21 protein-coding genes, 1 tRNA gene and 1 pseudogene are annotated in these 22409 nt (G+C 65.1%); 12 read left to right on the top strand and 11 right to left on the bottom strand.

What is annotated here, in order from left to right; translation table 11 throughout:
- Nucleotides 1-45: 45 nt before the first annotated feature.
- Nucleotides 46-510, top strand: a pseudogene (locus BW970_RS21250) (protein-disulfide reductase DsbD domain-containing protein); the annotation flags it as partial.
- A 358-nt stretch (nucleotides 511-868) separates the two neighbouring features.
- Here BW970_RS21250 and BW970_RS15470 read toward each other — a convergent pair.
- From BW970_RS15470 to BW970_RS15455, 4 genes are all read right to left on the bottom strand, one after another.
- Nucleotides 869-4267: an efflux RND transporter permease subunit gene (locus BW970_RS15470; RefSeq protein ID WP_076533098.1), complete on the bottom strand. Its 3399-nt coding sequence runs from the start codon at nucleotides 4265-4267 to the stop codon at nucleotides 869-871.
- A 1-nt stretch (nucleotide 4268) separates the two neighbouring features.
- On the bottom strand, nucleotides 4269-5759 hold the full coding sequence (locus BW970_RS15465) for an efflux RND transporter periplasmic adaptor subunit (protein WP_076533096.1): 1491 nt from the start codon (nucleotides 5757-5759) through the stop codon (nucleotides 4269-4271).
- Between the two features lie 108 nt (nucleotides 5760-5867).
- Nucleotides 5868-6410 (bottom strand): molybdenum cofactor biosynthesis protein B, encoded by a 543-nt coding sequence (moaB, locus tag BW970_RS15460; RefSeq protein WP_076533094.1) that lies wholly within the window; start codon nucleotides 6408-6410, stop codon nucleotides 5868-5870.
- On the bottom strand, nucleotides 6407-7195 hold the full coding sequence (locus tag BW970_RS15455; protein ID WP_076533391.1) for a uracil-DNA glycosylase: 789 nt from the start codon (nucleotides 7193-7195) through the stop codon (nucleotides 6407-6409). The genes moaB and BW970_RS15455 overlap by 4 nt, the downstream gene beginning before the upstream one ends.
- A 160-nt stretch (nucleotides 7196-7355) precedes the next feature.
- Between BW970_RS15455 and BW970_RS15450 the strand changes: the two genes are divergently transcribed.
- The 5 genes from BW970_RS15450 (at nucleotide 7356) to plsY (ending at nucleotide 11263) form a co-directional block, all read left to right on the top strand.
- On the top strand, nucleotides 7356-8321 hold the full coding sequence (locus tag BW970_RS15450; protein WP_076533092.1) for an aspartate carbamoyltransferase catalytic subunit: 966 nt from the start codon (nucleotides 7356-7358) through the stop codon (nucleotides 8319-8321).
- A gap of 105 nt (nucleotides 8322-8426) precedes the next feature.
- Nucleotides 8427-8864 (top strand): hypothetical protein, encoded by a 438-nt coding sequence (locus BW970_RS15445; protein WP_076533090.1) that lies wholly within the window; start codon nucleotides 8427-8429, stop codon nucleotides 8862-8864.
- Entirely contained in the window at nucleotides 8861-9391 is a 531-nt protein-coding gene (locus BW970_RS15440; RefSeq protein WP_076533088.1) for a hypothetical protein, read from the top strand. The genes BW970_RS15445 and BW970_RS15440 overlap by 4 nt, the downstream gene beginning before the upstream one ends.
- On the top strand, nucleotides 9388-10665 hold the full coding sequence (gene pyrC / locus BW970_RS15435; protein ID WP_076533086.1) for a dihydroorotase: 1278 nt from the start codon (nucleotides 9388-9390) through the stop codon (nucleotides 10663-10665). The genes BW970_RS15440 and pyrC overlap by 4 nt, the downstream gene beginning before the upstream one ends.
- Nucleotides 10658-11263 (top strand): glycerol-3-phosphate 1-O-acyltransferase PlsY, encoded by a 606-nt coding sequence (gene plsY, locus BW970_RS15430; RefSeq protein WP_076533084.1) that lies wholly within the window; start codon nucleotides 10658-10660, stop codon nucleotides 11261-11263. The genes pyrC and plsY overlap by 8 nt, the downstream gene beginning before the upstream one ends.
- Nucleotides 11264-11419: 156 nt before the next feature.
- Here plsY and rpmE read toward each other — a convergent pair whose 3' ends face one another.
- Nucleotides 11420-11641 carry a 50S ribosomal protein L31 gene (gene rpmE / locus BW970_RS15425; RefSeq protein WP_076533082.1) on the bottom strand — a complete coding sequence of 74 codons (222 nt, stop codon included), beginning with the start codon at nucleotides 11639-11641 and terminating at the stop codon, nucleotides 11420-11422.
- An 11-nt stretch (nucleotides 11642-11652) separates the two neighbouring features.
- Nucleotides 11653-12027, bottom strand: coding sequence for a 50S ribosomal protein L19 (gene rplS / locus BW970_RS15420; RefSeq protein ID WP_076533080.1), 375 nt, complete (start codon nucleotides 12025-12027; stop codon nucleotides 11653-11655).
- A 304-nt stretch (nucleotides 12028-12331) separates the two neighbouring features.
- On the opposite strand from rplS, the gene truB reads away from it, so the two are divergent.
- Complete coding sequence (gene truB, locus BW970_RS15415; RefSeq protein ID WP_076533078.1) at nucleotides 12332-13234, top strand: tRNA pseudouridine(55) synthase TruB; 903 nt, start codon at nucleotides 12332-12334, stop codon at nucleotides 13232-13234.
- 85 nt (nucleotides 13235-13319) lie between these two features.
- Here the strand turns inward: truB and BW970_RS15410 are convergent, their stop codons facing one another.
- Nucleotides 13320-13766 carry an NUDIX domain-containing protein gene (locus BW970_RS15410; protein WP_076533077.1) on the bottom strand — a complete coding sequence of 149 codons (447 nt, stop codon included), beginning with the start codon at nucleotides 13764-13766 and terminating at the stop codon, nucleotides 13320-13322.
- Nucleotides 13767-13851: 85 nt separating this feature from the next.
- On the opposite strand from BW970_RS15410, the gene BW970_RS15405 reads away from it, so the two are divergent.
- Both BW970_RS15405 and coaBC read left to right on the top strand, forming a co-directional pair.
- Nucleotides 13852-14571: a lipase family alpha/beta hydrolase gene (locus BW970_RS15405; RefSeq protein WP_371870138.1), complete on the top strand. Its 720-nt coding sequence runs from the start codon at nucleotides 13852-13854 to the stop codon at nucleotides 14569-14571.
- An 89-nt stretch (nucleotides 14572-14660) separates the two neighbouring features.
- On the top strand, nucleotides 14661-15863 hold the full coding sequence (gene coaBC / locus BW970_RS15400; RefSeq protein WP_076533074.1) for a bifunctional phosphopantothenoylcysteine decarboxylase/phosphopantothenate--cysteine ligase CoaBC: 1203 nt from the start codon (nucleotides 14661-14663) through the stop codon (nucleotides 15861-15863).
- Nucleotides 15864-16078: 215 nt separating this feature from the next.
- On the opposite strand, the gene BW970_RS15395 is transcribed toward coaBC, so the two are convergent.
- Both BW970_RS15395 and deoD read right to left on the bottom strand, forming a co-directional pair.
- Nucleotides 16079-16154, bottom strand: a tRNA-Thr gene (locus BW970_RS15395).
- Nucleotides 16155-16390: 236 nt separating this feature from the next.
- The gene (deoD, locus tag BW970_RS15390) at nucleotides 16391-17095 is read right to left on the bottom strand and encodes a purine-nucleoside phosphorylase (RefSeq protein WP_076533072.1); all 705 of its coding nucleotides are present in this window, start codon (nucleotides 17093-17095) and stop codon (nucleotides 16391-16393) included.
- A gap of 125 nt (nucleotides 17096-17220) precedes the next feature.
- Here deoD and BW970_RS15385 point away from each other — a divergent pair, with 125 nt between their 5' ends.
- Together BW970_RS15385 and BW970_RS15380 are read left to right on the top strand one after the other, a co-directional pair.
- Entirely contained in the window at nucleotides 17221-18129 is a 909-nt protein-coding gene (locus tag BW970_RS15385) for a LysR family transcriptional regulator (RefSeq protein ID WP_076533071.1), read from the top strand.
- Nucleotides 18126-19058 carry a DMT family transporter gene (locus tag BW970_RS15380; protein ID WP_076533070.1) on the top strand — a complete coding sequence of 311 codons (933 nt, stop codon included), beginning with the start codon at nucleotides 18126-18128 and terminating at the stop codon, nucleotides 19056-19058. Before BW970_RS15385 ends, BW970_RS15380 begins: the two co-directional genes overlap by 4 nt.
- Here the strand turns inward: BW970_RS15380 and map are convergent.
- The gene (gene map / locus BW970_RS15375) at nucleotides 19000-19839 is read right to left on the bottom strand and encodes a type I methionyl aminopeptidase (protein WP_076533069.1); all 840 of its coding nucleotides are present in this window, start codon (nucleotides 19837-19839) and stop codon (nucleotides 19000-19002) included. The two genes, BW970_RS15380 and map, sit on opposite strands and share 59 nt — an antisense overlap.
- Nucleotides 19840-20057: 218 nt before the next feature.
- On the opposite strand from map, the gene BW970_RS15370 reads away from it, so the two are divergent.
- Nucleotides 20058-20843 (top strand): tyrosine-protein phosphatase, encoded by a 786-nt coding sequence (locus tag BW970_RS15370; protein WP_083701309.1) that lies wholly within the window; start codon nucleotides 20058-20060, stop codon nucleotides 20841-20843.
- Between the two features lie 18 nt (nucleotides 20844-20861).
- Here the strand turns inward: BW970_RS15370 and BW970_RS15365 are convergent, their stop codons facing one another.
- Entirely contained in the window at nucleotides 20862-22388 is a 1527-nt protein-coding gene (locus BW970_RS15365) for a putative bifunctional diguanylate cyclase/phosphodiesterase (RefSeq protein ID WP_076533067.1), read from the bottom strand.
- Nucleotides 22389-22409 lie beyond the last annotated feature (21 nt).

Below are 22409 nucleotides of genomic sequence, written 5' to 3'. Positions count from 1 at the left end.
ACGCAAGCCACCCTCGCAGAGGCATCGCCGGATTGTGACTTTGAAATGCCGTGCGCAGGCAGGAAAAGCAACGTCATGCTCAGAACCCTTGCACGACCGCTTGCTCTTGCCGCCGCCATGGCCCTGTCCGGCCCCGCATCCGTTGCCGCGCAATCGCTTGGCGACATAGTGTCGGCCGAGTTGTTGCCGGGGTGGCGCACGTCGTCGGGAACCCATATGGCGGCGCTCCGGCTGACACTCGCGCCAGAGTGGAAGACCTATTGGCGCAGCCCCGGTGATGCGGGGATCCCGCCTGATTTCGATTGGGAGGGCTCGCAGAACATCCAGTCGGTGCACCTGCACTGGCCGGTTCCGCAGGTGTTCCACTTCAACGGGATGCAGACGATCGGATATGCACGCGAACTGGTCCTGCCGATAGAGATCGTGCCCCAAGTGCCGGGACAGCCGGTCAAGCTGGAAACGTCGGTCGATCTGGGTGTTTGCCGTGATATCTGTGTGCCGGCGAATGTGCGGCTGGAGGGTGTGCTGACGCCCTCGGGGGTCGCAGATCCCGCGATACGTGCGGCGCTGAAGGCCCAGCCGGGTAGCGCAAAGTCCGCAGGGCTACGGTCCGCGACCTGCGAGATCGAACCGGCACGCAAGGGTCTGACGTTGCGCGCCACGCTGGATATGCCGCGGCTTGGCCCCGATGAGGTGGTCGTAATCGAAACTTCGGATCCCGCGATCTGGGTCGCAGAGGCCGAGACGCGCCGGGATGGCGGGCTGCTGGTGGCGGAGACCCGGCTGTTCTCGGCCGACCGCAGGCCCGTTGCGCTGGATCGGTCCGGCTTGACGATCACCATTCTGGCGGGCAATCGCGCGGTAGAACTCAGGGGGTGTCCGGCACCCGCCTTGCCCGCGTCGACAGCGCTGCAACCCCGGCCCCTAGCCCTGCAAGTGCCAGCGTCCCCGCCAGAAACAGCAGGCTCGCCGCAAGGACCGGGGATATCCCAGGCAGTATCGGCGCCAGCGGTGTCGGAAGCGCGCCGGTAATCACGGTCCAGCCAAGCGTCGCCGCGAACAGCGCCAGCATGGCCAGCAGCGCACCCGCCATGGCGAGGCCTGCGCCACGGGCGCGGCGCGGCGCGCGCAGCGACCGGCGCAGCGACCGGAACGCCCGGCCTACATCGGCCTGCACCGCGATCAGCGACGGCACCACGACCAGCACCAGAACCATCCCGAAGCCCAACCCATAGACAAGCGTGATGACGGTGGGTTTCAGAAACAGTGCCTGCGACGAGGATTCGTACAAAAGGGGCGCAAGCCCCGCGACCGTGGTCGTTGTGGTCAGGGTCACGGCGCGCAAGCGGTCCGCCGCGCCGTCGATGATCGCATTGTGCAGGGGGCGGGTGGCAGCGTGTTCATCAACCGCATCCACAAGCACGATGGAGTCGTTGATGATGATCCCTGCCATGCCCAGAAGGCCAACCACCGAGAACATCGACAGCGGCATATCCCAGACGTAATGCCCCCAGATGGCACCGACCAGCCCGAAGGGAATGACCGACATCACCACGACCGGGCGCGACCAACTGGCAAAGATCCAGCTCAGCACCAGATAGATCCCGGTCAGACACAGCAGCAGTCCCAACATGGCATCGGACAGAAAGTCGCTTTCCTGCTCGGCAAGGCCGGTCTGGCTCCAGCCGATGCCGTGGTCTTCGGCGATGCGTGGCAGGATTTCGGTTGTCAGTTGGCGCCGGGCCTCTGCCGATGCGGCAGGGTCATCTTCGGAAATGTCGCCAGTGACAGTGACCACCCGCAGCCCGTTTTCCCGCCGCACCGTCGAAAAGCCGCTGCGCATCTCGACCCGCACGACATCGGCCAGCGGCAACCAGGCACCACCCGGCGCCCGCAACCGCGTCCGGTCAAGAAAATCGGCGGTCAGTTCGTCGTCTGGCAGTTCGACGCGGATCTCTGCGGATCTCGGGCCGTCGGGGAAGGTCGCGGCCTCTATCCCGTTCAGCCGTTCGCGCAGCAGGCGGCCAAGCGTATCGACGGTGAATCCCAGCGCCTCCCCCTGTGGGGTCAGGGTCAGGATCAATTCGTCCTTGTCATAGCTCAGGTTGTCTTCCAGTGCCGATACGGCGGGGAAGGGGGCAAGCGCGCGTTTCAGCGCCTCGGCTGCGGCCTTCAGCGTTGGGGCATCCGCACCTGTCAACTGCACCGACAGCGCATCCCCTCCTGGCCCGAACCGGGCACCGCGAAAGCTCAGTTCCTCCACCTTCGGTTGCGGGCGCACTTCCTGTTCGACCGCCGAGAGGAATTCGAACGAGGAATAGGGGCGCAGATCGGGGTCGATCAATTCGATCGAGATCGAGCCAAGCAGATCCGCGTCCTTCACCTCTGACCCAGGCAATCCGCGCCCGGCGTTTCCACCGATCTGGCCCATGACATGGCTGATCGGATTGGCTCCGTGCTGATCCGCGTAGCGTTCGGCCACCACACGGGTGGCGCGTTGCAGTTCCGCGACCATTGCCATGGTATCGGTCCGGGCCGCCCCCGGAAGCATGGAAAAGTTGCCGCTGATCGACCCTTGTTCGGGCGAGTTGAAGAACCGCCAGGAGATGTCACCGCGCAGGAACAGGGCCGCCTGGCTTGCCAGGGCAAGAATGACCAGCGCGAGCACGGGATAACGCGCCCGCACGACCAGCGCCATGAAGGGGCGGAACAGCCGCGCGCGTACCCGGTCGAAGCCGCGGTTGAACTGGCGCGAGGGCCAGTCGTACCAGCGATCCCTTGCCTGACTGGCCAGCGCATGGGCCATATGGTTGGGCAGGATCAGAAAGCATTCGACCAGCGACGCGATCAGCACTGCAACCACGGTAAAGGGGATGTCAGCAATCATGTTGCCAAAGGTGCCCTGGATCACGAACAGCCCGGAAAAGGCGATCACCGTAGTCAAGGTCGAGGCGAAAACCGGCGATGACATCCGCATGGCCGCATTCTCGGCCGCCTCATAGGGGCTTTCACCCAGATGGCGCGCGCGGTGATCTGCGTGTTCGCCCACAACGATGGCATCATCCACCACTACGCCAAGCGTGATGATCAACGCGAACAGCGACATCATGTTGATCGTCAGGCCAAAGCCGTACATCACCGCGATAGCTGCCGCCATTGCCACGGGAATTCCCGCAGCCACCCAGATGGCTGTCCGTGCGTTCAGGAACAGGAACAGCAGCAACAGCACGAGGCCAAGCCCCATCAGGCCGTTTTCCAGCAACAGGTTCAGCCGGTCGGTGATACCCTCGGCCCGTGTGCGGATCAGCTCTACCGTCACCCCTTGCGGTACGGTCAGTTGCATCGCATCCGCCACGGCCTGAACCTGGGCCTGCATCTTGATGGCGTCGCCGGTTTCCGTGCGGTCCACCCGGATTTGCATCGCAGGATCGTCGCCGATCAGAAAGGCGACGTTGCGATCAGCCCCCAGCACCTCGATCCCGGCGACATCGCCGATGGTCAGGCTGGTGCCGTCGCTGCCCCGGCGCAGGACAATGCCGGCGATCTGGTCGGCACTGCGGCGCTCGGTGCCTGTGCGGACGCGCGCCGCCCCCCCTGCCACATCCCCGGCCGGAGAGGACTGGACCTCGGCCCCTATGGCGTCGGCGATCTCGCGCATGGTCAGCCCGTGCCGCATCAGCGCAGCCGTCGGGACACGCACCATGGTGCGCGGGGCCGCTATGCCCTGAATGGTCGTCCGGGTAATTCCGGCGGCAAACAGCCGCGCCGTCAGTTCATCGGTCAACTGGGCCAGTTGCGCGGGGGGCAACGGCCCGGAGATGACCACATCCGTCACCCTGTCGCGCCAGTTGCCGCGGCGCACTGTGGGGGGATCTGCCTCGGCGGGCAGGGTGCGGATGCTGTCAACCGCCGCCTGCACATCGTCGCTGGCGCGGCCCATTTCCCAGCCGGGTTCAAAGGTGACGGTGATGTTCGCCGATCCTTCGCGTGACCGCGAGGCGGTGCTTTCCACCCCTTCGACCGCCAGAAGCGCAGGTTCCAGCGCCTGTACGATGGCGCGGTCCACCTCTTCGGGGCCAGCGCCGGACCAGGCCACGCTGATCGTGACGGTCCCGACGACATTGTCCGGAAAGAACTGGCTGCGGATCCGCGTTCCGGCCACGACACCGGCCAGCACCATCAGCACCAGCAACAGGTTGGCCAGGGTCCGGTGCCGGGTGAAATGCGACAGGATCCCCCGTGCGCGAGAGGCAACAGCCCGTGCCATGCTATCCTCCAATCCGGGATTCAAGCCGCTCGACCATCTGGACAGGCACCTTGTCCTGCGAAAGCTGCGCGATGATCCGGGCCTTGGCTTCTTTGGGCATCCGGGCGTTCTCTTCCACGATCGAGATCAGCGCCGCCCGGCGTTCTGGCGTCAGTTCGACGGTTTCAGCCGCTTGCGCCGTGGCCGGGCCAGAACCTTCGGGCGTGGCGGTCGCGCGTTGATCCCCTTGTCGGATCGGGCGCACGCGCACCCCGGCGCCAAGCAGGGCGGTCCGTTCGGCCACGACGTCGCGTCCTTCGAGAATGGGCGCGCGCACGATGACCGTGTCACCCTGGCGCCGCTCCAGTGCGACCACCACGCTTTCCAGCCGCTCATCGGGGCCAAGCGCCAGAACGGTGCCGTCATTGCCAAGCGCGGTCGATGGCAAGGCCACCACGTCATTCAACGGGCGTTCGGGGATGCGAAGTGTCACGAAATCGCCGGGCTGAAACCCTGGCGCAATATCCAGCGTGGCATAGATCACGCGGCCAGCCTGCCCAGTTCCCACAACGGCACCGCTGCGGGCAAGTTGCCCCTGTGCCGTCATCTGTACACCGGGCAAATCCAGCTCTGCCACTATGGTGGTCGGGCGCAATGTCCCATCCGGGCCGACCAGCCGTGCGAATTGTGCGGTGGAAATGCGGGCGGAAACCTCAAGCGCGTGGGGATCGACGATCTGACCCAGCTTTTCATTCTGTCCGACCAGCCCGCCCTGCACAACGGCCACATCCGACAGGCGCCCGGTAAACTTTGCCATCACTTCGGTTTCCGCCAAGGCCCGCTCGGCTTCGGCGATGGTGATGTCCAGGCGACCCAGCGCGACAGCGGCCTGATCAACCTGCGCTTCGGCAGAGGCCACGGCCTGACGGCGGGACAGGACGGCCTGCTCGGCCTGCTGTGCGGCCAGTTCTGCGGTTTCGACGGCAGCGTCCGATCCGACGCCGCGGTCGCGCAGCGTACGTTGCCGGTCGGCTGCCGCCCGGCGCAGTTCTGCCTGGCCTTGTGCCGAGGCCAGTTCATCCAGCGCCAGATCGCGCCCGCGTGCGGCATCCCTTGCATCGGCTTCGGCACGCCTGCGGTCGGACAGCGCAAGGTTCAACGCCGCTTGCGCATCAGAGGGATCCAGCCGCAGCAAGGTCTGCCCTTCGGAAACTTCGGCGCCATCCTCGAAGCCGTCTGCCAGCCAGATGATCCGGCCCGCGCGCGGCGCGCGCACCTCAAGTGTCCGGCGGGACCGGATTTCGCCATAGACCTCCATCTCGGGCACGACCGTGCCGGATGCCACGGAGATAACCGGTGCTGCATAGATGCGTTCGCGCGCAACACGTGGCACGGATTTCTCGGCCCAACGGGCCTGCAAGCCGCTGTAGATGCTGTGCGCAGCCAATGCGAGCACGGCCAGCGTCACCGCCAGAAGACACATCGCTACCATGGAGCGCATGACAAAGCGCATTGGGTGGCCCTTTCCTTGCGTGGTCCAAGGCTACCGCGCGCCGGACCATGCTCCAAGCCGAAAGCCGGAGCGTCGGGGGTTCAACGCAAGGGGCGCGATGTTCCGTCGCTATTTTCGGCGGCGGTGTTCGTCAAGCCGGGGAAAAATCTCGACAAAATTGCAGGGGCGGTGCCGGTAGTCCAGTTGCCAGCGCAGGATTTCATCCCAGGCATCACGGCAGGCGCCAGGGCTGCCGGGCAGGGCAAACAGATATGTACCGCCAGCGACACCGCCCGTTGCGCGGCTTTGCACCGCAGAGGTGCCGATCTTTTGCATCGAGACAATGGTAAAGACGGTGCCGAACGCCTCGATCTCTTTCTCGTAGACGTCGCGGTGGGCCTCGACGGTTACGTCGCGCCCTGTCAGGCCCGTTCCACCCGTGGACAGGATCACATCCACCTCTGGCGCCGCGATCCAGTCGCGCAACTGCGCTGCAATGGTCGCGCGATCATCCGGGCAGATCGCCCGCGCGGCCAGCCTGTGACCGGCGGCCTCCAGCCGTTCGACCAGCGTGTCGCCGGACCTGTCATCCTCCGGCGTGCGCGTGTCGGACACCGTCAGCACCGCAATGCGGACCGGGATGAAGTCGCGGTTTTCGTCGATGCGGCTCATTGGCCCCTCAGTCTGGCTTGCAACATCAGCAGATCGGCCCAGCTGTCACGTTTGGCATAGGGATTGCGCAGCAAATAGGCGGGGTGCAGCATCGGCAGGACCGGGCGACCGAGGGTTTCGGTCCACCTGCCGCGCAGCTTGGTGATTCCGCGCTGACCCAGCAAAGCCTGGCAAGAGTGGTTGCCGATCAGCACCAGCACCTCTGGCGCCGCCAGCTCGATATGGCGCCGCACAAACGGCAGCATCATGGCCAGTTCGGCGGGCTCGGGGTCGCGGTTGCCGGGGGGGCGCCACGGCAGGACGTTGGTGATATAGACCGCACGGGACATGTCCTGCGCGTGGCGGTCCAGGCCGATGGCGCCCAGCATCCGGTCCAGCAACTGACCCGCCCGCCCGACAAAGGGCTTGCCCTGCCGGTCCTCATCGGCGCCCGGCGCCTCGCCCACCAGCATCACGCGCGCGCCGGGTCGCCCATCGCAGAACACGAAATTCCGCGCGCCTTTTTTCAGGTCGCAATAGGCGTAAGACGCTTGCAGGTCTGCCAGTTGCTCCAGCGACATGGCCTGCGCGGCCATCTGCCGTGCCTCTGCCACGGGATCGGCCCGTGCCGGTTCGGGTGGGGGTGCCGGTGCCATCGGTCGCGCCGCGATTGCCGGCGCGGCCCGCGCTGCCTGGGCCACCGCGAATCGGTCCACAGGCTGGTCGCCGATCCATTCATCGGCGCCAAGCTCGGCCTGCCAGTCCAGCATTGCCGCGATCACACGGGGGTCGGTCCCAAGACTCATGCCCCGGATCATAGGCCAACCCGCGGCCGGGGGGAACGGGGCAGAGCGCCTGGCCGCCCCGCCCCGGCCGATTCAATGCGGCGATGCCGTGGCGCTCTGCGGCTTGCCCGTTGCGGCGCAGCCGCCTATAAGCGGCGCGACCGATCACGGAGGCTTGCCGATGTCGTTCCGCCAGCGCCATCTTCTTGGTATAGAGCCGCTGTCCCCGCAGGAGATCGTGACGATCCTCGATCTGGCGGACCGCTATGTCGATCTGAACCGTCGCACGGTAAAGCAATCCGATGCGTTGGCGGGCCTGACGCAGATCAACATGTTCTTCGAAAACTCGACCCGCACACAGGCCAGTTTCGAACTGGCCGGCAAGCGGCTGGGCGCCGATGTGATGAACATGGCCGTTGCCCAGTCCAGTGTGAAAAAGGGTGAAACGCTGATCGACACGGCGCTGACGCTGAACGCCATGCACCCCGATCTGCTGGTCGTGCGGCATCAGAATTCGGGCGCCGTGAACCTGTTGGCCTCCAAGGTCAACTGCGCCGTGCTGAATGCCGGTGACGGACGGCACGAACACCCGACCCAGGCGCTGCTGGATGCGCTGACGATCCGCAGGGCCAAGGGACGGATTCAGCGCCTGACCATCGCCATCTGCGGCGATGTCGCCCATTCGCGCGTGGCCCGGTCGAACCTGATCCTGCTGGGCAAGATGGAAAACCGGCTGCGCCTGGTCGGGCCGCCCACGCTGATGCCCGCAGGCTTTGCCGAACTGGGCGCCGAGGTTTATGACGACATGCGCGAGGGCTTGGAAGGTGCCGACGTCGTGATGATGTTGCGCTTGCAGAAGGAACGCATGGACGGTGGTTTCATCCCGTCAGAGCGTGAATATTATCACCGCTATGGGCTGGATGCCGAAAAGCTGGCAGTGGCCAAACCCGATGCCATCGTCATGCATCCCGGCCCGATGAACCGCGGCGTGGAGATCGACGGCGAGATTGCCGATGACATCAACCGTTCGGTCATTCAGGAGCAGGTGGAAATGGGCGTTGCCGTGCGCATGGCCTGCATGGATCTGCTGGCCCGCAACCTGCGTGCTGAACGCGGCCGCGCGGCGGTGGAAGGCACCTATGTCTGAACCGCCCCGCAAACGCCGCTCGGATGCTGCCATGTCGGGCATGGTTGCCACGGCGGTTCTGGTGGTGATTGCGGTTCTGACCTTCGTCTTTGTGTGGGTCGGCGGATGACCGGCCCCGCCCTGCATGGCGGGCTGGAGCCCGAGCCGGGCGAACGGCTGCTGGCCGAGTTCCGCCCTGACCGTGCCGCGTATTGGCGCGGGCATCTGATCATGGCGGCGCTGGGCGGGGTGGTGGCCGGTGTGGCCTTGTTGGCGCTGGGCAATGCGGCGCCATGGGTCGGGCCGGTGGCGGCTGTTCTGGCCCTGGCGGTGCGGGGCAGCTATCTGGCGTCCGAGGTGCTGGCGCTTCGTTGGCAACTGACCGACCGGCGGTTGATCCTGCCGGGCGCGCGCGCCTTTCGCCTGCAAGACATCGTGACCGTGCGCGCCTTTCTGGGGGATGTGCAACTGATCACCCGCCAGGGCGACAAGCACCTGATCAAGTATCAGCCCCAGCCCGCCCGCGTGATCGCTGCCATCGAACAGGCCAGGGGTGCGGCATGACAGACCGGCCCAACAGTTGGCACGGGATTCTTGACGCGGACGAGCATATCCTTTGGCAGGGCCAGCCCGATGCCGGCTTTCGGCTGGAGTGGGTCGATCTGGTGGCCGGGGTGTTCGGCCTGATCTTTGCGGGGTTCGCCGCCGTCTGGATGCTGCTTGCGTCCACGGCGGGAGGGTTTTTCTGGATGTTCGGCCTGATCCATTTTTCGGTCGGTATCGGTATCATGGTGGCCCGGCCGATCGGATCGTGGTGGATGCGGCGGCACAGCTTCTATTCGCTGTCGAACAAACGGGCCTTCATCGCATCGGATTTTCCGTTTCGGGGCCGCACCCTGAAATCCTGGGAGATCGGCCCCGGTTCGCCGGTCGAACTGGTCGATACCGATCCGCAGACGGTGCTGTTCGCCGCCCAGACGCACCACACCGCCAAGGGCAGGACCACCACCCGCAAGATCGGGTTCGAGGGCATTCACGACGGGCGCAAGGTCATCGGCCTGATGCGCGCCATCCAGAGGGGGGCGGAATGACGCTTCATTTCACCAATACGCGGCTGATCTGCCCGGAATCCGGCACCGATGAACCCGGCACGCTGACTGTGGCCGAGGGGCGCATCCTTGGGCGCGATGCCGCAGCGCCGGTGGGGGCGACGGTCATAGACTGCGGGGGCAAGTGCCTTGCGCCCGGCATTGTGGACTGGGGTGTCAAGATTGGCGAGCCGGGCGAGCGGCACCGCGAATCCTTTCGCTCTGCCGGTCTTGCGGCGGCGGCGGGTGGGGTGACGACCATCATCGCCCGCCCCGATACCGCGCCACCCATCGACACGCCCGAGGTGCTGGAATTCGTCATCCGCCGTGCACGCGAGTCCGCGCCGGTGAACATTCGCCACATGGCCGCCCTGACCAAGGGCCGGCACGGGCGCGAGATGACCGAGATCGGCTTTCTGATGGATGCGGGCGCCATCGCCTTTACCGATGCCGATCACGTGACGACCGATGCCAAGGTGCTGTCGCGGGCCTTCACCTATGCCCGCAGCCTGGGCGCGCTGGTCGTAAGCCATCCGCAGGAACCCGTGCTGTCCAAAGGCGCGGCGGCAACCAGCGGCAAGTTTGCGTCCTTGCGGGGGTTGCCCGCCGTATCGCCGCTGGCCGAACGCATGGGGCTGGACCGCGATCTGGCGCTGGTCGAGATGACAGGCGTGCGCTATCACGCGGACCAGATCACATCCGCCCGCGCCCTGCCGCCGCTGGAACGGGCCAAGGCGAACGGGTTCGACGTGACCGCCGGGGTTTCCGTGCATCACGTCACCCTGAATGAATTCGACGTGGGAGATTACCGGACCTTCTTCAAGCTGACCCCGCCCCTTCGGTCAGAGGATGATCGGCTGGCCGTGGTCGAGGCGCTGGCCAGCGGGCTGATTGATGTGCTGTGTTCCATGCACACCCCTGCCGACGAGGAATCCAAGCGCCTGCCATTCGAGGAGGCGGCGGCCGGGGCGGTTGCACTGGAGACCTTCCTGCCGGCCGCGTTGCGGTTGTACCATGCGGGCGCGATGGATTTGCCCGGCCTGTTCCGCGCCATGGCGCTGAACCCGGCGCGGCGGCTGGGCCTGCCCTGCGGACGACTGGCCAGCGGCGCCCCCGCAGATCTGGTGCTGTTCGACCCGGATGCGCCCTTTGTGCTCGACCGTTTCAAGCTGCGGTCAAAATCCAAGAACACCCCCTTTGACGGCGCCCGGATGCAGGGCAAGGTATTGGGCACCTGGGTTGCCGGGCAGCAGGTTTTCGGAGGCGCGGATGCCTGAGGTCGTCACATCGCTGCCCTTGCTTGGCCTGACGGTGGTGCTGGGGTATCTGCTGGGCTCCATTCCGTTCGGGATCGTGATTGCGCGGGCTTTTGGTCTGGGCGATCTGCGCCGTATCGGGTCCGGCAACATCGGGGCCACCAACGTGCTGCGCACGGGGAACAAACTTGCGGCGTTCCTGACGCTGATCCTGGACGCGGGCAAGGGCGGCCTCGCAGTGCTGCTGGCCCGCTGGGCACTGGCCGAGGATGCGGCGCAACTGGCCGGGGTGGCGGCGTTTCTGGGCCATCTGTTCCCGGTCTGGCTGGGCTTCAAAGGGGGCAAGGGGGTGGCGACGTTCCTGGGCACGCTTCTGGCGCTGTCTTTCCCGGTCGGGATTGCCGCCTGCGGGCTGTGGTTGCTGACGGCGGCGGCTACGCGCATCTCGTCGCTTTCCGCGCTTGTCGCGGCGGTGCTGTCGCCGCTGGCTGCCTGGGGGATGGATCGCCCGGACCTGTTGGTGCTGACCGCTGCCCTGGCGCTGATCATCCTTGAACGGCACAGAGCGAACATCGGGCGCATTCTGGCGGGTCAGGAACCCCGGATCGGCAAGAAATGATACTGAACCGCGCCTGACCTGCCGGGCCCTGTTCCGGGCGGGCAGCGGTTTGCAAGGCCAGGCTGCCCTGGCAAAATGAAAGAGCCGCCAGTGCGCTGGCGGCTCTTTTGATTCTTGATCTGTGCGGGGGCATGACGCGCCCCCGCCGCAACGGGCTCAGAAGCCGAGACCGGCGTATTTGTTCTTGAACTTCGACACGCGACCGCCGGTATCCATCAGCTTGGACGAACCGCCGTTCCACGCCGGATGCGCCAGCGGGTCGATGTCGAGCGACAAGGTATCGCCCTCTTTGCCCCAGGTGCTGCGGACCTGATAGGTGGTGCCATCGGTCATCTTGACCGTGATCATGTGATAGTCGGGGTGGATTCCGTCTTTCATGGCTCCGGTCCTTATTCGGATTTGGGTTTCGTGTTGACGACTTCGGCGATCCGGGCGGATTTGCCACGGCGCGACCGCAGGTAGTACAGTTTGGCGCGACGCACGCGGCCACGACGCACAACCTCGATCGAGTCGATGTTGGTCGAGTACAGCGGGAACACACGCTCGACGCCTTCGCCGAACGAGATCTTGCGCACGGTGAACGACGCGGCGACGGTGCTGCCGCCCTTGCGGCTGATGCAGACGCCTTCGTAGTTCTGGATCCGCGACCGGGTGCCTTCGGTCACTTTGAAGCCGACGCGAACGGTATCGCCAGCCTTGAAATCCGGGATCTTCTTGTTCAGGGCGGCGATCTGTTCCGCCTCGATCTGCGCGATGAGGTTCATGCGCGAATGTCCTTGTCCTGCTCGCGGTATTTCCGCGAAGTGATTGCCGCGCCAAGAGCTCCTGGTCTTCGATCGGGTCAGTCCTGCTGCCCGCCGGAGAACGGCCGCGTTGTTGCTTGCCTTGCTGTGACCAAATTCCGGCGAAGCCCCCGGAACACGCGGTCAACAGTCAAAGGTCCGGTGCCGAATCCGGCCACGAACTCGCGCGGTATAGGGGGTCGGGGCAGGCCGGTCAAGCACAGGCGGTTGACGCAGGCGGGTCACGCGGGTATCGGGCGGGGCTTCACAGCAATTCGGGGAAGATATGGCACGCGGGCGCAAGGGCAAGGCGGTTTCGGGTTGGCTGGTCGTGGACAAGCCGGCCGGCGTGACCTCGACTTCGGTGGTGGGCAAGGTGCGCTGGGCGCTGGATGCGCAGAAGGCGGGTCACGCGGGCACGCTGGATCCGGCTGCAACAGGCGTTCTGGCCATTGCCCTGGGCGAGGCGACCAAGACGGTGCCCTTCATCACCGATGCGGTGAAATGCTATCGGTTCCGCATCAGATTCGGCGCAGCGACCACCACCGACGATGCTGAGGGCGATGTCATCGACAGCCGTGACGGCCGCCCTTCGGATGCACAGATCGAGACCGCACTGGAGGCGTTCCGCGGCGACATCATGCAGGTTCCGCCGCAGTTTTCGGCTGTGAAAGTGGACGGTGAACGCGCCTATGACATCGCGCGGGAGGGCGAGGCGATGGAGTTGGCCGCGCGCCCTCTGTGGGTCGAGCGGCTGGAACTGCTGGGCCGCCCCGACGCCGACCATGCCGATCTGGAAATGGTCTGCGGCAAGGGCGGGTATGTCCGGTCCATCGCCCGCGATCTGGGTCGTGCCCTGGGGTGCCTGGGCCATGTGGCGTGGCTGCGGCGCGAATGGTCCGGCCCGTTCCATGCCGATGCCGGGATTTCGCTGGACGAGATCGAACGGATGGCGCGCACACCGGATCTGGAGGCTCGCCTGTTGCCGGTCGAGGCGGGATTGCAGGATCTGCCGCAGGTCCAGGCCACCGATCAGGGCGCGGTACGGTTGCGCAATGGCAACCCCGGACAGGTGATCGGCAACCTGCCCTATGGCACCGAATGCTGGGCGAGCCATCAGGGGCGCGCGGTTGCCGTCGGGCGCTATATGGGCGGCGAGTTGCACCCGAGCCGGGTCTTTGCCATCTGAGCGGGCCTGGGGGGCTGTCTGCCCCCTCTTGGCCTGACGGCCAGTCTGCCCCCCGAGGATGTGTCGATCAGGGCGCGCGGCCGGTTCAGCGCAGGATGATTTCGAGCGGATCGTAAAGGATCCCCTGGCCCCAGGCGGCCTGACCAAGGCTATCCGGCTTGTGGCGCAACGTCGCAAGCTCGGGTCGGGTGACGAAACGGCGGTGGGCGACCACCCCGGCAGGGTCGCGCCAGCCAGCGGGCAGATGATCGCTTGCGACACGACAGCGAAAATAGATATCGACCTGGTGAAAGCCGGTGGCGGGATCATGGAATTCGTTCACCAGGCAGGGCGGCCCGACCATGATGTCAAGGCCGCATTCCTCATGCACCTCGCGTCGCAGGTTCTCTGGCAGCGAGGTGCCGGAATGGACGCCGCCACCCGGAGCGCACCAGAGATCCGACATCCCGTCGGGGTAGGCGTTGACCATTAGCAGACGGTCGTCGTGCAGGATCAGCGCACGGGCCGCAAGTCGGGGAGATCGGTGTTTCATGTGCAATTCCTGTGGCACGACGTGGGGGAATGTCCAGCGGGCTCTTGCCGCGCGGTGGCAGGAGGTCCACCCTGTGGGGATGCGAATGTTGCTGGCCCTTGTCCTGCTGGTCACACCGGCTTTTGCCCGCGCCGATTGCGTGGTGTTGCTGCATGGCCTGGCGCGCACCGAGGCCTCGTTCCTGTTGATGCAGGCAGCCCTGGAGGCCAAGGGCTATCGGGTGATCAACCAGGGGTATCCTTCGACGGAAAGCAAGGTGCATGATCTGTCCGAAAAGTATGTCAGCGCGTCGGTTGCGGAATGCGGACCTGACCTGACCGTGCATTTCGTGACCCATTCCATGGGCGGCATACTGGCGCGCGACTGGCTGGCGCATCATCGTCCTGCGCATATGGGGCGGGTTGTCATGCTGGCACCGCCCAACAAGGGGTCGGAACTGGTGGACAAGCTGGGGAGCCTTGGCGCCTTTGAATGGGTGAACGGCCCGGCGGGGCTGGAGCTCGGGACGGATGGCAGATCGGTGCCGCGCGGATTGCCGGAGGCGGATTTCCCCTTGGGCGTCATTGCGGGGAATCGGTCGATGAATCCGATTTCCTCGGCGATGATCCGTGGCGCAGACGATGGGAAGGTGTCGGTCGAAAGCACGCGGGTGGCCGGAATGACGGACCATATCGTTCTGCCGGTGACGCATACCTTCCTGATGAACTCGCCACTGGTGATCGCGCAGGTGCTGGAATTTCTGGCGCATGGACGGTTCGATCCCTCGCTTGACCTGCCCGATGCCGCGTTGCGCCTGACGCCCTGAGCGGGATTCTTGCGCTGCGATGCAGCTTGGCATTCCCGTTAAAGGCGAAAGGGTGCTAAGCAGGGGCCGGGCTGGCAGGGAGAGGCGGCATGATTGCGGGCAAGCGCATCCTTCTGATCATCGGAGGCGGCATCGCCGCGTTCAAGGCGCTGGATTTGATTCGGCGCCTGCGGGACCGAGGGGCATCGGTCGTGCCTGTGCTGACGCGCGCAGGCGCGCAGTTCGTGACACCTTTGACGGTGTCCGCGCTGGCCGGGCACAAGGTGCATCAGGATCTGTTCGATCTGACCGAAGAGGCAGAGATGGGCCATATCCAGTTGTCGCGCGCCGCCGATCTGGTGGTCGTGGTGCCGGCGACGGCGGATCTGATGGCCAAGATGGCGGGTGGCCATGCCGATGACCTGGCATCTACCCTGTTGTTGGCGACCGACAAGCCGGTGATGATCGCGCCTGCAATGAATGTGCGGATGTGGGAACACCCTGCGACCCGCCGCAACCTGGCCACGTTGGTGGCAGATGGGGTGCGGGTTCTGGGACCGGATGCCGGACCCATGGCCTGTGGCGAATTCGGGCCGGGCCGCATGGTGGAGCCATCCGACATCCTTGCCGGGATCGAGGCAGCACTGGCTGCCGGTCCCCTGGCCGGGCGGCGCGTTCTGGTCACATCGGGCCCGACGCACGAACCGATTGATCCGGTGCGCTATATTGCAAACCGCTCTTCGGGGGCGCAGGGCACAGCCCTGGCGGCGGCGCTTCGTGATCTGGGGGCGCAGGTGATCTTTGTTACCGGGCCGGCCAGTGTGCCGCCGCCGTCTGGGGTGCAGGTGATCAAGGTGGAAACGGCACGCCAGATGCTGGAGGCCGTAGAGGCCGCGTTGCCCGCCGATGCGGCGGTGATGGCGGCGGCGGTCGCCGACTGGCGCGTGGCGAATGCCGCCGGGTCCAAGATGAAGAAGGATGGCACGGGCCGCGCGCCGGGGCTGGAATTCGCCGAGAACCCGGACATTCTGGCAACCGTTTCCAGGCATCCGTCGGCCCGTCCTGGCCTTGTAGTCGGATTTGCGGCCGAGACGGACGAGGTGATTGCCCATGCCACCGCCAAGAGGCTGCGCAAGGGATGCGACTGGATCGTCGCCAATGACGTCCGCCCCGATACCGGAATCATGGGTGGCTCGTCCAACGCGGTCACAATCATTTCGGCCGATGGACAGGAAAGCTGGCCCATGATGGGCAAGGACGAGGTGGCCCGCCGCCTGGCAGACCGGATTGCCGGGGCATTGGACGGCGCATGACCTGCCCGCAGCGTGGCGGTGGCCTACGCAAGTAGGCTACGCCGCAATCTCCTTTGGCCCTTCGGCTGAAGCAGAGCCGCGTGCCTGGTGGTTGTGGTAAATGCGCTGATCTGGCGTGCCGACCGTGGGCTGAAATGCCAAGGATCTATCAGACAGGAGGGAATCGCTACTCTGCCGCCGATCCGAAAGCGCGGAGGTTCTATGGTCTGTGATGATGGTGCCCCAAGACGGACTCGAACCGCCGACCTCTTCATTACGAATGAAATGCTCTACCAGCTGAGCTATTGGGGCTGACCGATGGAGCGTTTAAACGCGCCGGCTGGTCTTGTCCAGTGCCCCGTCGCAGGAATTGCACGTTGCAAGAGAATCGGTCGTTGCGAGTGGCGGCCGCGCGGATGTTCCGCAGGCGCCCCTATGGGGCAGTGCCTTGGCAGACTGTCACGCACGACCCGATAGGGCCTGACTCTGATGTGCGGGCTCCGGGGAGAGCGAGCGTTGCGGCCCAGCGGGTCGCACGCAAAGACGGGTCATGCGAAGGCAGCCTCGAGGGCCACCTCGACCATCGCCCCAAAACCGCTCTCCCGCTCTGCCGAGGACAGTTCCTGACCCGTGAGGATGTGATCCGAGATTGTCAGCACCGCCAGTGCCTTGCGCCCATGCCGTGCGGCAAGTGTGTACAGTTCTGCTGTTTCCATCTCGATTGCGAGCGTGCCGTGGCGGCGCAGCTGGTTCGACAGATCCTGACGTTCGTCATAGAACGTGTCCGAGGAGTAGACGCCGCCGACATGTACCGGCAGGCCCCGCCGCTCTGCGGCGGCATTGGCGGAAGACAACAGGCCGAAATCTGCGATCGGGGCAAACTGCATCTCGCAGAACAAGCTTCGCGAGGGGCTGCCCAGCGTGCTGCATCCCTGCGCCAGAACCAGATCGCGCAGCCCTACCGTTTCTTGCAGGGCGCCGGCGCTGCCAATGCGGATCAGGCGCTGGGCGCCGAAGTCACGGATCAGTTCGTTCGCATAAATCGACATCGACGGCATTCCCATGCCATGGGCCTGGAATGTCACCCTGTGGCCGCGCCAAGTGCCGGTATAGCCCAGCATCCCGCGCACCTCGTTCACCAGTTCGGCATCCTGAAGATAGGTTTGCGCCGCCCAGCGGGCCCGATAGGGATCGCCGGGCATAAGTACTGTTTCTGCAATCTGGCCCGGCCGGGCCCCGATGTGGATCGTCATAGCGTCTTTCCTTGACCAAACAGTCAAAATAATCGAAGCGATTGCCGAGTTAAACCCCACCCCTTGCGGCTGACACCAGAGCACGCCAAGCTTGACCTCAGGTTTCGGGTCACGGGGGCAGCGATTTGGATAGTTGGGACGAAGTGCGTACCGCGTGGCAAGTGGCGCGACTGGGAACGGTCTCGGGGGCTGCAGAGGTTCTTGGGGTCCACCATGCGACAGTGATCCGGCATATTGACGCTTTGGAAAAACGGTTGGGCGCCAAGCTGTTCCAGCGCCATTCCCGCGGATATACCCCGACCGAGGCGGGGCGCGACCTGCTCAAGGTTGCCGAGTCGGCGGCGGACCAGTTCGGGCAACTGGCCGGCCGGATCCGGGGTCAGGGGGCCGAAGTGGCGGGCGATCTGGTCGTGACATCGATCGTTGGCATGTCAAATCTTCTTGTGCCGGTCCTGGCCAGTTTTCAGGCGCGTCACGCCCAGGTGAATGTGCGGTTTCTGACCGACGCCCGCGTCTTTCGTCTGGAATATGGCGAGGCGCATGTGGCGATTCGCGCCGGTTCGGTCCCCGAGGATCCCGACAATGTGGTGCAATCCTTCGGCGGGATCGAAGCCGCTTTGTTCGCGTCGCGCAAGTATGCCGAAACGCATGGGCTCCCTCAGGGGCCCGAGGGCTTTGCGCGCCACCGTTTTGTCGGCATCGAAGGTGACGGCACGCGCGCGCCGTTCTACCGCTGGATGTCCCAGCACGTCGATCCCGACAGAGTGACATTTCGCGGGACGGAATCAGCGGCCTTGCTGGCGGCTGTGCGGGCGGGAATGGGCATTGGGTTTGTGTCCCTCCACGAAGCGGCGGGCTGCACCGATCTGGTGCAGGTGATGCCGTCGCGGTCCGAGTGGAACGCGCCATTGTGGCTGGTGACGCATGTCGATCTGCATCGCACGCCCAAGGTGCAGGCATTTCTGGCGCATCTGAAGGCGGAGGCCCGTAGCTGGACTGGGGCTGGCCCTTCGGTTCTGGCCGCCTCGGCATGAAAGGACTGGCGCCGCATGTCCAGGGGCATCTGGCGATGCTGGCCTTCTCGGCATTGGTCGCCGGATCGTTCAGCCTTGGGTCTCGGGTGGCCAATCAGATTGACCCTGCGGCGCTGACTCAGGCGCGGTTCCTGCTTGCGGCGCTGGGCATGGGGGCGCTGGCCCTGCTTGGCCCCGGTTTCCGTCGGTCGTATGTCCGGGCGCCTTGGCGCTGGGCCCTGCTGGGCGGGATCTACGCGATTTATTTCGTTCTGATGCTGGAGGGATTGAAAACCGCCAGCTCTGTGGCAACCGCAGCGGTCTTTACCCTGTCGCCCCTGCTTTCTGCGGGCTTTGGCTGGCTGTTGTTGCGGCAGATCACGACGCCGCGTATGGCGCTGGCGATTGCGGTCGGGGCATCCGGTGCGCTGTGGGTGATCTTTCGTGCAGACTTTGCCACCTTGCTGCGGTTCGATATCGGGCGCGGCGAGGCGGTGTATTTTGTCGGGTGTATCTTTCATGCAGCCCTGCCCGCTGCGATGAAACTGACCAACCGGGGCGAGCCGCAACTGGTCGCCACCACCCTGTTGCTGGTTGGCGGGTTCGTTGCATTGCTGCCCTGGGGTGTCGGCCCGGTTCTTGCCACCGATTGGTTGGCCTTGCCACCGCTGGTCTGGGTGACATTGGCCTATCTTGCGCTGATCGCGTCCGGGGCAACGGCGTTCCTGCTGGCCTGGGCCAGCCAGCGGCTACCGGGCGCCAAGGTGATGGCCTACACCTACCTTGTCCCCACATGGGTGATCGGCTGGGAGCTTGCGCTGGGCGGCGATCCGCCGCCTGCGCTGGTGTTGGTTGGCGTCGGTCTGACCGTGCTGGCGCTGGTCTTGCTGCTCAAGGAAGAAGCGTCTGGTCCAGCGCTGCGCGGAACAGACCGGCAGGTGAAAGGGTAAATATCTCGACGCCGTCTTCGGTTACGCCGACCGAATGCTCGTATTGGGCGGACAGGGATTTGTCGCGCGTGACAGCGGTCCAGCCATCGGCGAGTTCCTTGGTTTCCGGACGCCCCAGGTTCACCATGGGCTCGATCGTGAAGAACATGCCGGGAAGCAGTTCGGGGCCGGTGCCGGGACGGCCATAGTGCAGAACATTCGGCGGGGCGTGGAAAACGCGGCCCAGCCCGTGACCACAGAAATCGCGCACCACGCTCATGCGATGGGATTCGACATGGCTTTGGATGGCGTGCCCGATATCCCCGAACGTGTTTCCGGGTTTTACAGCAGCAATGCCGGCCATCAGGCCGTCGTGGGTTACTTCGATCAGGCGGCGGGCCTTCAGCGGCACCTTGCCAGCGACATACATGCGGCTGCTGTCTCCGAACCAGCCATCGACGATCACCGTGACGTCGATATTCAGGATGTCGCCATTGCCCAGAACCTTCGGGCCTGGAACGCCGTGGCACACCACATGGTTGATCGAGATGCACGAGGCATGACGATAGGGATCGCGTCCGGCCGGGGTGTAGCCGATGGTTGCGCTGGTTGCACCTTTGGCTGTGACGCGATCCGCGATGAATGCGTCAAGCGATTCGGTTGTCACGCCCGGCTGCACCAGCGGGCCGACCTCATCCAGAATTTCGGCGGCAATCCGTCCCGCCGCTCTCATGCCGGCAAAGTCGGATGCATCGTAGATTCGGATCCCGTCGCGCGTGACCCGACCGCGCTTGTCGTCCATATGCAGGTTCCATTCATGTTGGCTGGCCCTAGATAATCTCTCTTGTCCGGGTTGGCCAGTCCCGAGCGCCCATCCCCTCAAATGCCTGTTGCTGCCCGCACGTCAGGCGTGCGCGCTGTCAATTGTGGTCAATTCGGGATAGAATTATGGCGAAATAGGGGCTAAGAATATGGCGGGATTGTGTTCTTGATCCCGATGATCCGCGACAGGAGCCCCCCATGAACGTCCCGGCACAAATTCTGCGTCCCATCCAGCCACAGCCGGTTGTCGCGCCGCAGTTCCTGAATTTTCGCAGTCTCGCGGGTCTTGTGGGGGATGGCGGGCGCCGCATCCGGGCCGGGCGCTTGTTCCGATCAGGGGATTTTCACCAGTTGGACGCGGCTGGCGCGGAAACCTTGCGTCTTCTTGGGCTGAACGCGGTTTGCGATTTGCGCAGTGCGGGCGAACATCAACGGCACCCGTCCCTGCTTCCCGCTGCTGGCATCCCGCTGGCGATGGAGCCACCGGAGGCGGATCCCTCTGCGGCGACGCGGGTCGTGGGGGATCCTTCGGCAACGCCGCAGGACGTTCGCATTGCGATGTTCGATGTGTATTCCGGTATGCCGCATCGCTTTGCCACCGCATTGCGCGGGGTGTTCGAGGCAGCCCTCGCCAGCCGCGGCGGTCTGCTTGTGCAATGTGCGATCGGCAAGGATCGAACCGGGGTGGCTGTTGCACTGCTGTTGGCCGCGCTGGGTGTCCCGCGCGAGACGATCATGGCGGATTATGTCGTCAGCAATGCGGCGCGGGATGCCATCTTCGATGCCATGGCAGCGCGCAATCCTGGGCGTGGTGCGCCACCGGCTGCGCTGTTGGACCCGCTGCTTGCGGCCGATCCCGACTATCTGCGCGCGTTCTGGTCGCAGCTGGATGTCGATTTCGGGGGGGAGGTTGGCTATCTGACCTCGGAACTCGGCCTGGGGCAGGACGCGGTGGACGAATTGCGCGCCAACTGGCTGGCGTGACCAGATCGGCCGCGCGCTTCACCCCTTGTGAGTACCGCTTGTCTGCCAGAGTACGTTTTGCCGCGCGTTGTGGGCGACGATCCAGTCCATGGTTTGTTCGAACGGCATCGGCCGGGCAATTCCAAACCCTTGGACATGGCCGCAGCCTAGCTGCGCCAACAGGGCATATTCGCCGCTCGTCTCCACACCTTCGGCCAGCGTATCAAGGCCCAGCCGTTCGGCCATCGAGAGAACCGCCGCAACGATGCGCTGTTGTTCGCGGTCTTCGTCGATGCGCGCGATGAAAGAACGGTCGATCTTCAGCCGATGCACGGTAAAGCGGCGGATGTTCGCAATAGACGTGTGGCCGGTGCCGAAATCGTCCAGGTCGATTCGGCACCCGAGCCGCGCCAGCGCAGTTATGTTGCGCACGGCGACATCGGCATCACCTGTCGTCATGACGGTTTCCAGCACTTCGATTGACAAGCGATCAGGCGACAGATCAAAGCGGTCGAGTTCCCATTTCAGCTTGTCGGCCAGCCGGGGATTGCGCAATTCGTCTGCCGAGAAGTTCACGCCGACCGACGGCACCCTGAGCCCGGCCTTGTCCCAGCGTGCGATCGCCACAAGGGTGTTGAACAGCATCACCTCTGACAGTCGCTCTGAGAGGCCCGCTTCGGCGATTCCGGGCAGGAAGTCCTGAGGAGCCATGAGCCCGCGATCCGGGTGATGCCAACGGGCCAGTGCTTCGAACCCGGTAATCTCGCCGCTGTCTGCCGAAATCTGGGGTTGGAACCAGGCACGGATCTGGCCTTCGTCCAGCGCCACTTCCAGTTCGGCCCGGTGTGCATCCCGGTCGGCGTGTTTTCTGGCCATTCCGGGGGCGTAGGCGCGCAGCGCCCCCGGCCCGTTGCGGCGCGCCTCATCCGCGGCGACCTGCGCAGCATCCAGAAGCGCCGCCGCCGTGGGGCGCCCGATGCGCGACCCCAGGCAGAACCCCGCAGAACAGCTGAGAAGGAACCGTCTTTCGCCGATGGCGATGGGCTCTGCGGCGCTCGCCTGTAGCCGCGAGGCGATCTGCACCACCGTTTCCAGATCCATGCGCCGCGAGGGCGCCAGCGCCACAGCATAGCCGCCGCCATCGAGCGGCAATATCGAATCCCCGGCCCGGAGCGCGCCCGAGAGCCGGTCTGCGATGCGGCGGATCACGTCTGTCTGCGTCGCGCGGCCGTGACGATCCAGAAGGGTCGCAGTATCGTCGAATTGCAGGACGATGCAGCCGGTACCCTGCCCGCCGACATCCGAGGCCATCAGAAACCGATCAAGGTCCGCAAGGAACTGCGCACGGGAACATGTGGCCGCGACCGTGCCCTCGGCTGGTCGCATCAGGACGGAACTTGCCGCCACGGCGAGCAGCGACAGAAGCAGCACGCCGACGATCAGACCTTGTTCGCCTGCAACCAGATAGGCGGCCAGCGACAGCAGCGGCCCTGCCAGAATCAATCCGGGCGCAAAGCGCATCATCGTGGGCAGGCGGCGGATATGGGCACGCAGATGGTGAGGCATGGCGGCTTTCCGGTCGATGCC

The organism is Gemmobacter megaterium (assembly GCF_900156815.1).
Lineage (GTDB): Bacteria > Pseudomonadota > Alphaproteobacteria > Rhodobacterales > Rhodobacteraceae > Wagnerdoeblera > Wagnerdoeblera megaterium.
This window is presented reverse-complemented; position numbering and strand designations above follow the sequence as displayed.

Bases quoted from the DNA above. Each gene is read 5' to 3' on its own strand.
- BW970_RS15370 (WP_083701309.1), top strand. From the start codon at position 20,058: ATGAACGTCCCGGCACAAATTCTGCGTCCCATCCAGCCACAGCCGGTT.
- BW970_RS15405 (WP_371870138.1), top strand. From the start codon at position 13,852: ATGTTGCTGGCCCTTGTCCTGCTGGTCACACCGGCTTTTGCCCGCGCC.
- BW970_RS15470 (WP_076533098.1), bottom strand. From the start codon at position 4,267: ATGGCACGGGCTGTTGCCTCTCGCGCACGGGGGATCCTGTCGCATTTC.
- pyrC (WP_076533086.1), top strand. From the start codon at position 9,388: ATGACGCTTCATTTCACCAATACGCGGCTGATCTGCCCGGAATCCGGC.
- rplS (WP_076533080.1), bottom strand. From the start codon at position 12,027: ATGAACCTCATCGCGCAGATCGAGGCGGAACAGATCGCCGCCCTGAAC.
- BW970_RS15445 (WP_076533090.1), top strand. From the start codon at position 8,427: ATGACCGGCCCCGCCCTGCATGGCGGGCTGGAGCCCGAGCCGGGCGAA.
- moaB (WP_076533094.1), bottom strand. From the start codon at position 6,410: ATGAGCCGCATCGACGAAAACCGCGACTTCATCCCGGTCCGCATTGCG.
- BW970_RS15455 (WP_076533391.1), bottom strand. From the start codon at position 7,195: ATGAGTCTTGGGACCGACCCCCGTGTGATCGCGGCAATGCTGGACTGG.
- BW970_RS15410 (WP_076533077.1), bottom strand. From the start codon at position 13,766: ATGAAACACCGATCTCCCCGACTTGCGGCCCGTGCGCTGATCCTGCAC.
- deoD (WP_076533072.1), bottom strand. From the start codon at position 17,095: ATGACGATCCACATCGGGGCCCGGCCGGGCCAGATTGCAGAAACAGTA.
- map (WP_076533069.1), bottom strand. From the start codon at position 19,839: ATGGACGACAAGCGCGGTCGGGTCACGCGCGACGGGATCCGAATCTAC.
- BW970_RS15365 (WP_076533067.1), bottom strand. From the start codon at position 22,388: ATGCCTCACCATCTGCGTGCCCATATCCGCCGCCTGCCCACGATGATG.
- BW970_RS15380 (WP_076533070.1), top strand. From the start codon at position 18,126: ATGAAAGGACTGGCGCCGCATGTCCAGGGGCATCTGGCGATGCTGGCC.
- rpmE (WP_076533082.1), bottom strand. From the start codon at position 11,641: ATGAAAGACGGAATCCACCCCGACTATCACATGATCACGGTCAAGATG.
- coaBC (WP_076533074.1), top strand. From the start codon at position 14,661: ATGATTGCGGGCAAGCGCATCCTTCTGATCATCGGAGGCGGCATCGCC.
- plsY (WP_076533084.1), top strand. From the start codon at position 10,658: ATGCCTGAGGTCGTCACATCGCTGCCCTTGCTTGGCCTGACGGTGGTG.
- BW970_RS15450 (WP_076533092.1), top strand. From the start codon at position 7,356: ATGTCGTTCCGCCAGCGCCATCTTCTTGGTATAGAGCCGCTGTCCCCG.
- BW970_RS15465 (WP_076533096.1), bottom strand. From the start codon at position 5,759: ATGCGCTTTGTCATGCGCTCCATGGTAGCGATGTGTCTTCTGGCGGTG.
- truB (WP_076533078.1), top strand. From the start codon at position 12,332: ATGGCACGCGGGCGCAAGGGCAAGGCGGTTTCGGGTTGGCTGGTCGTG.
- BW970_RS15440 (WP_076533088.1), top strand. From the start codon at position 8,861: ATGACAGACCGGCCCAACAGTTGGCACGGGATTCTTGACGCGGACGAG.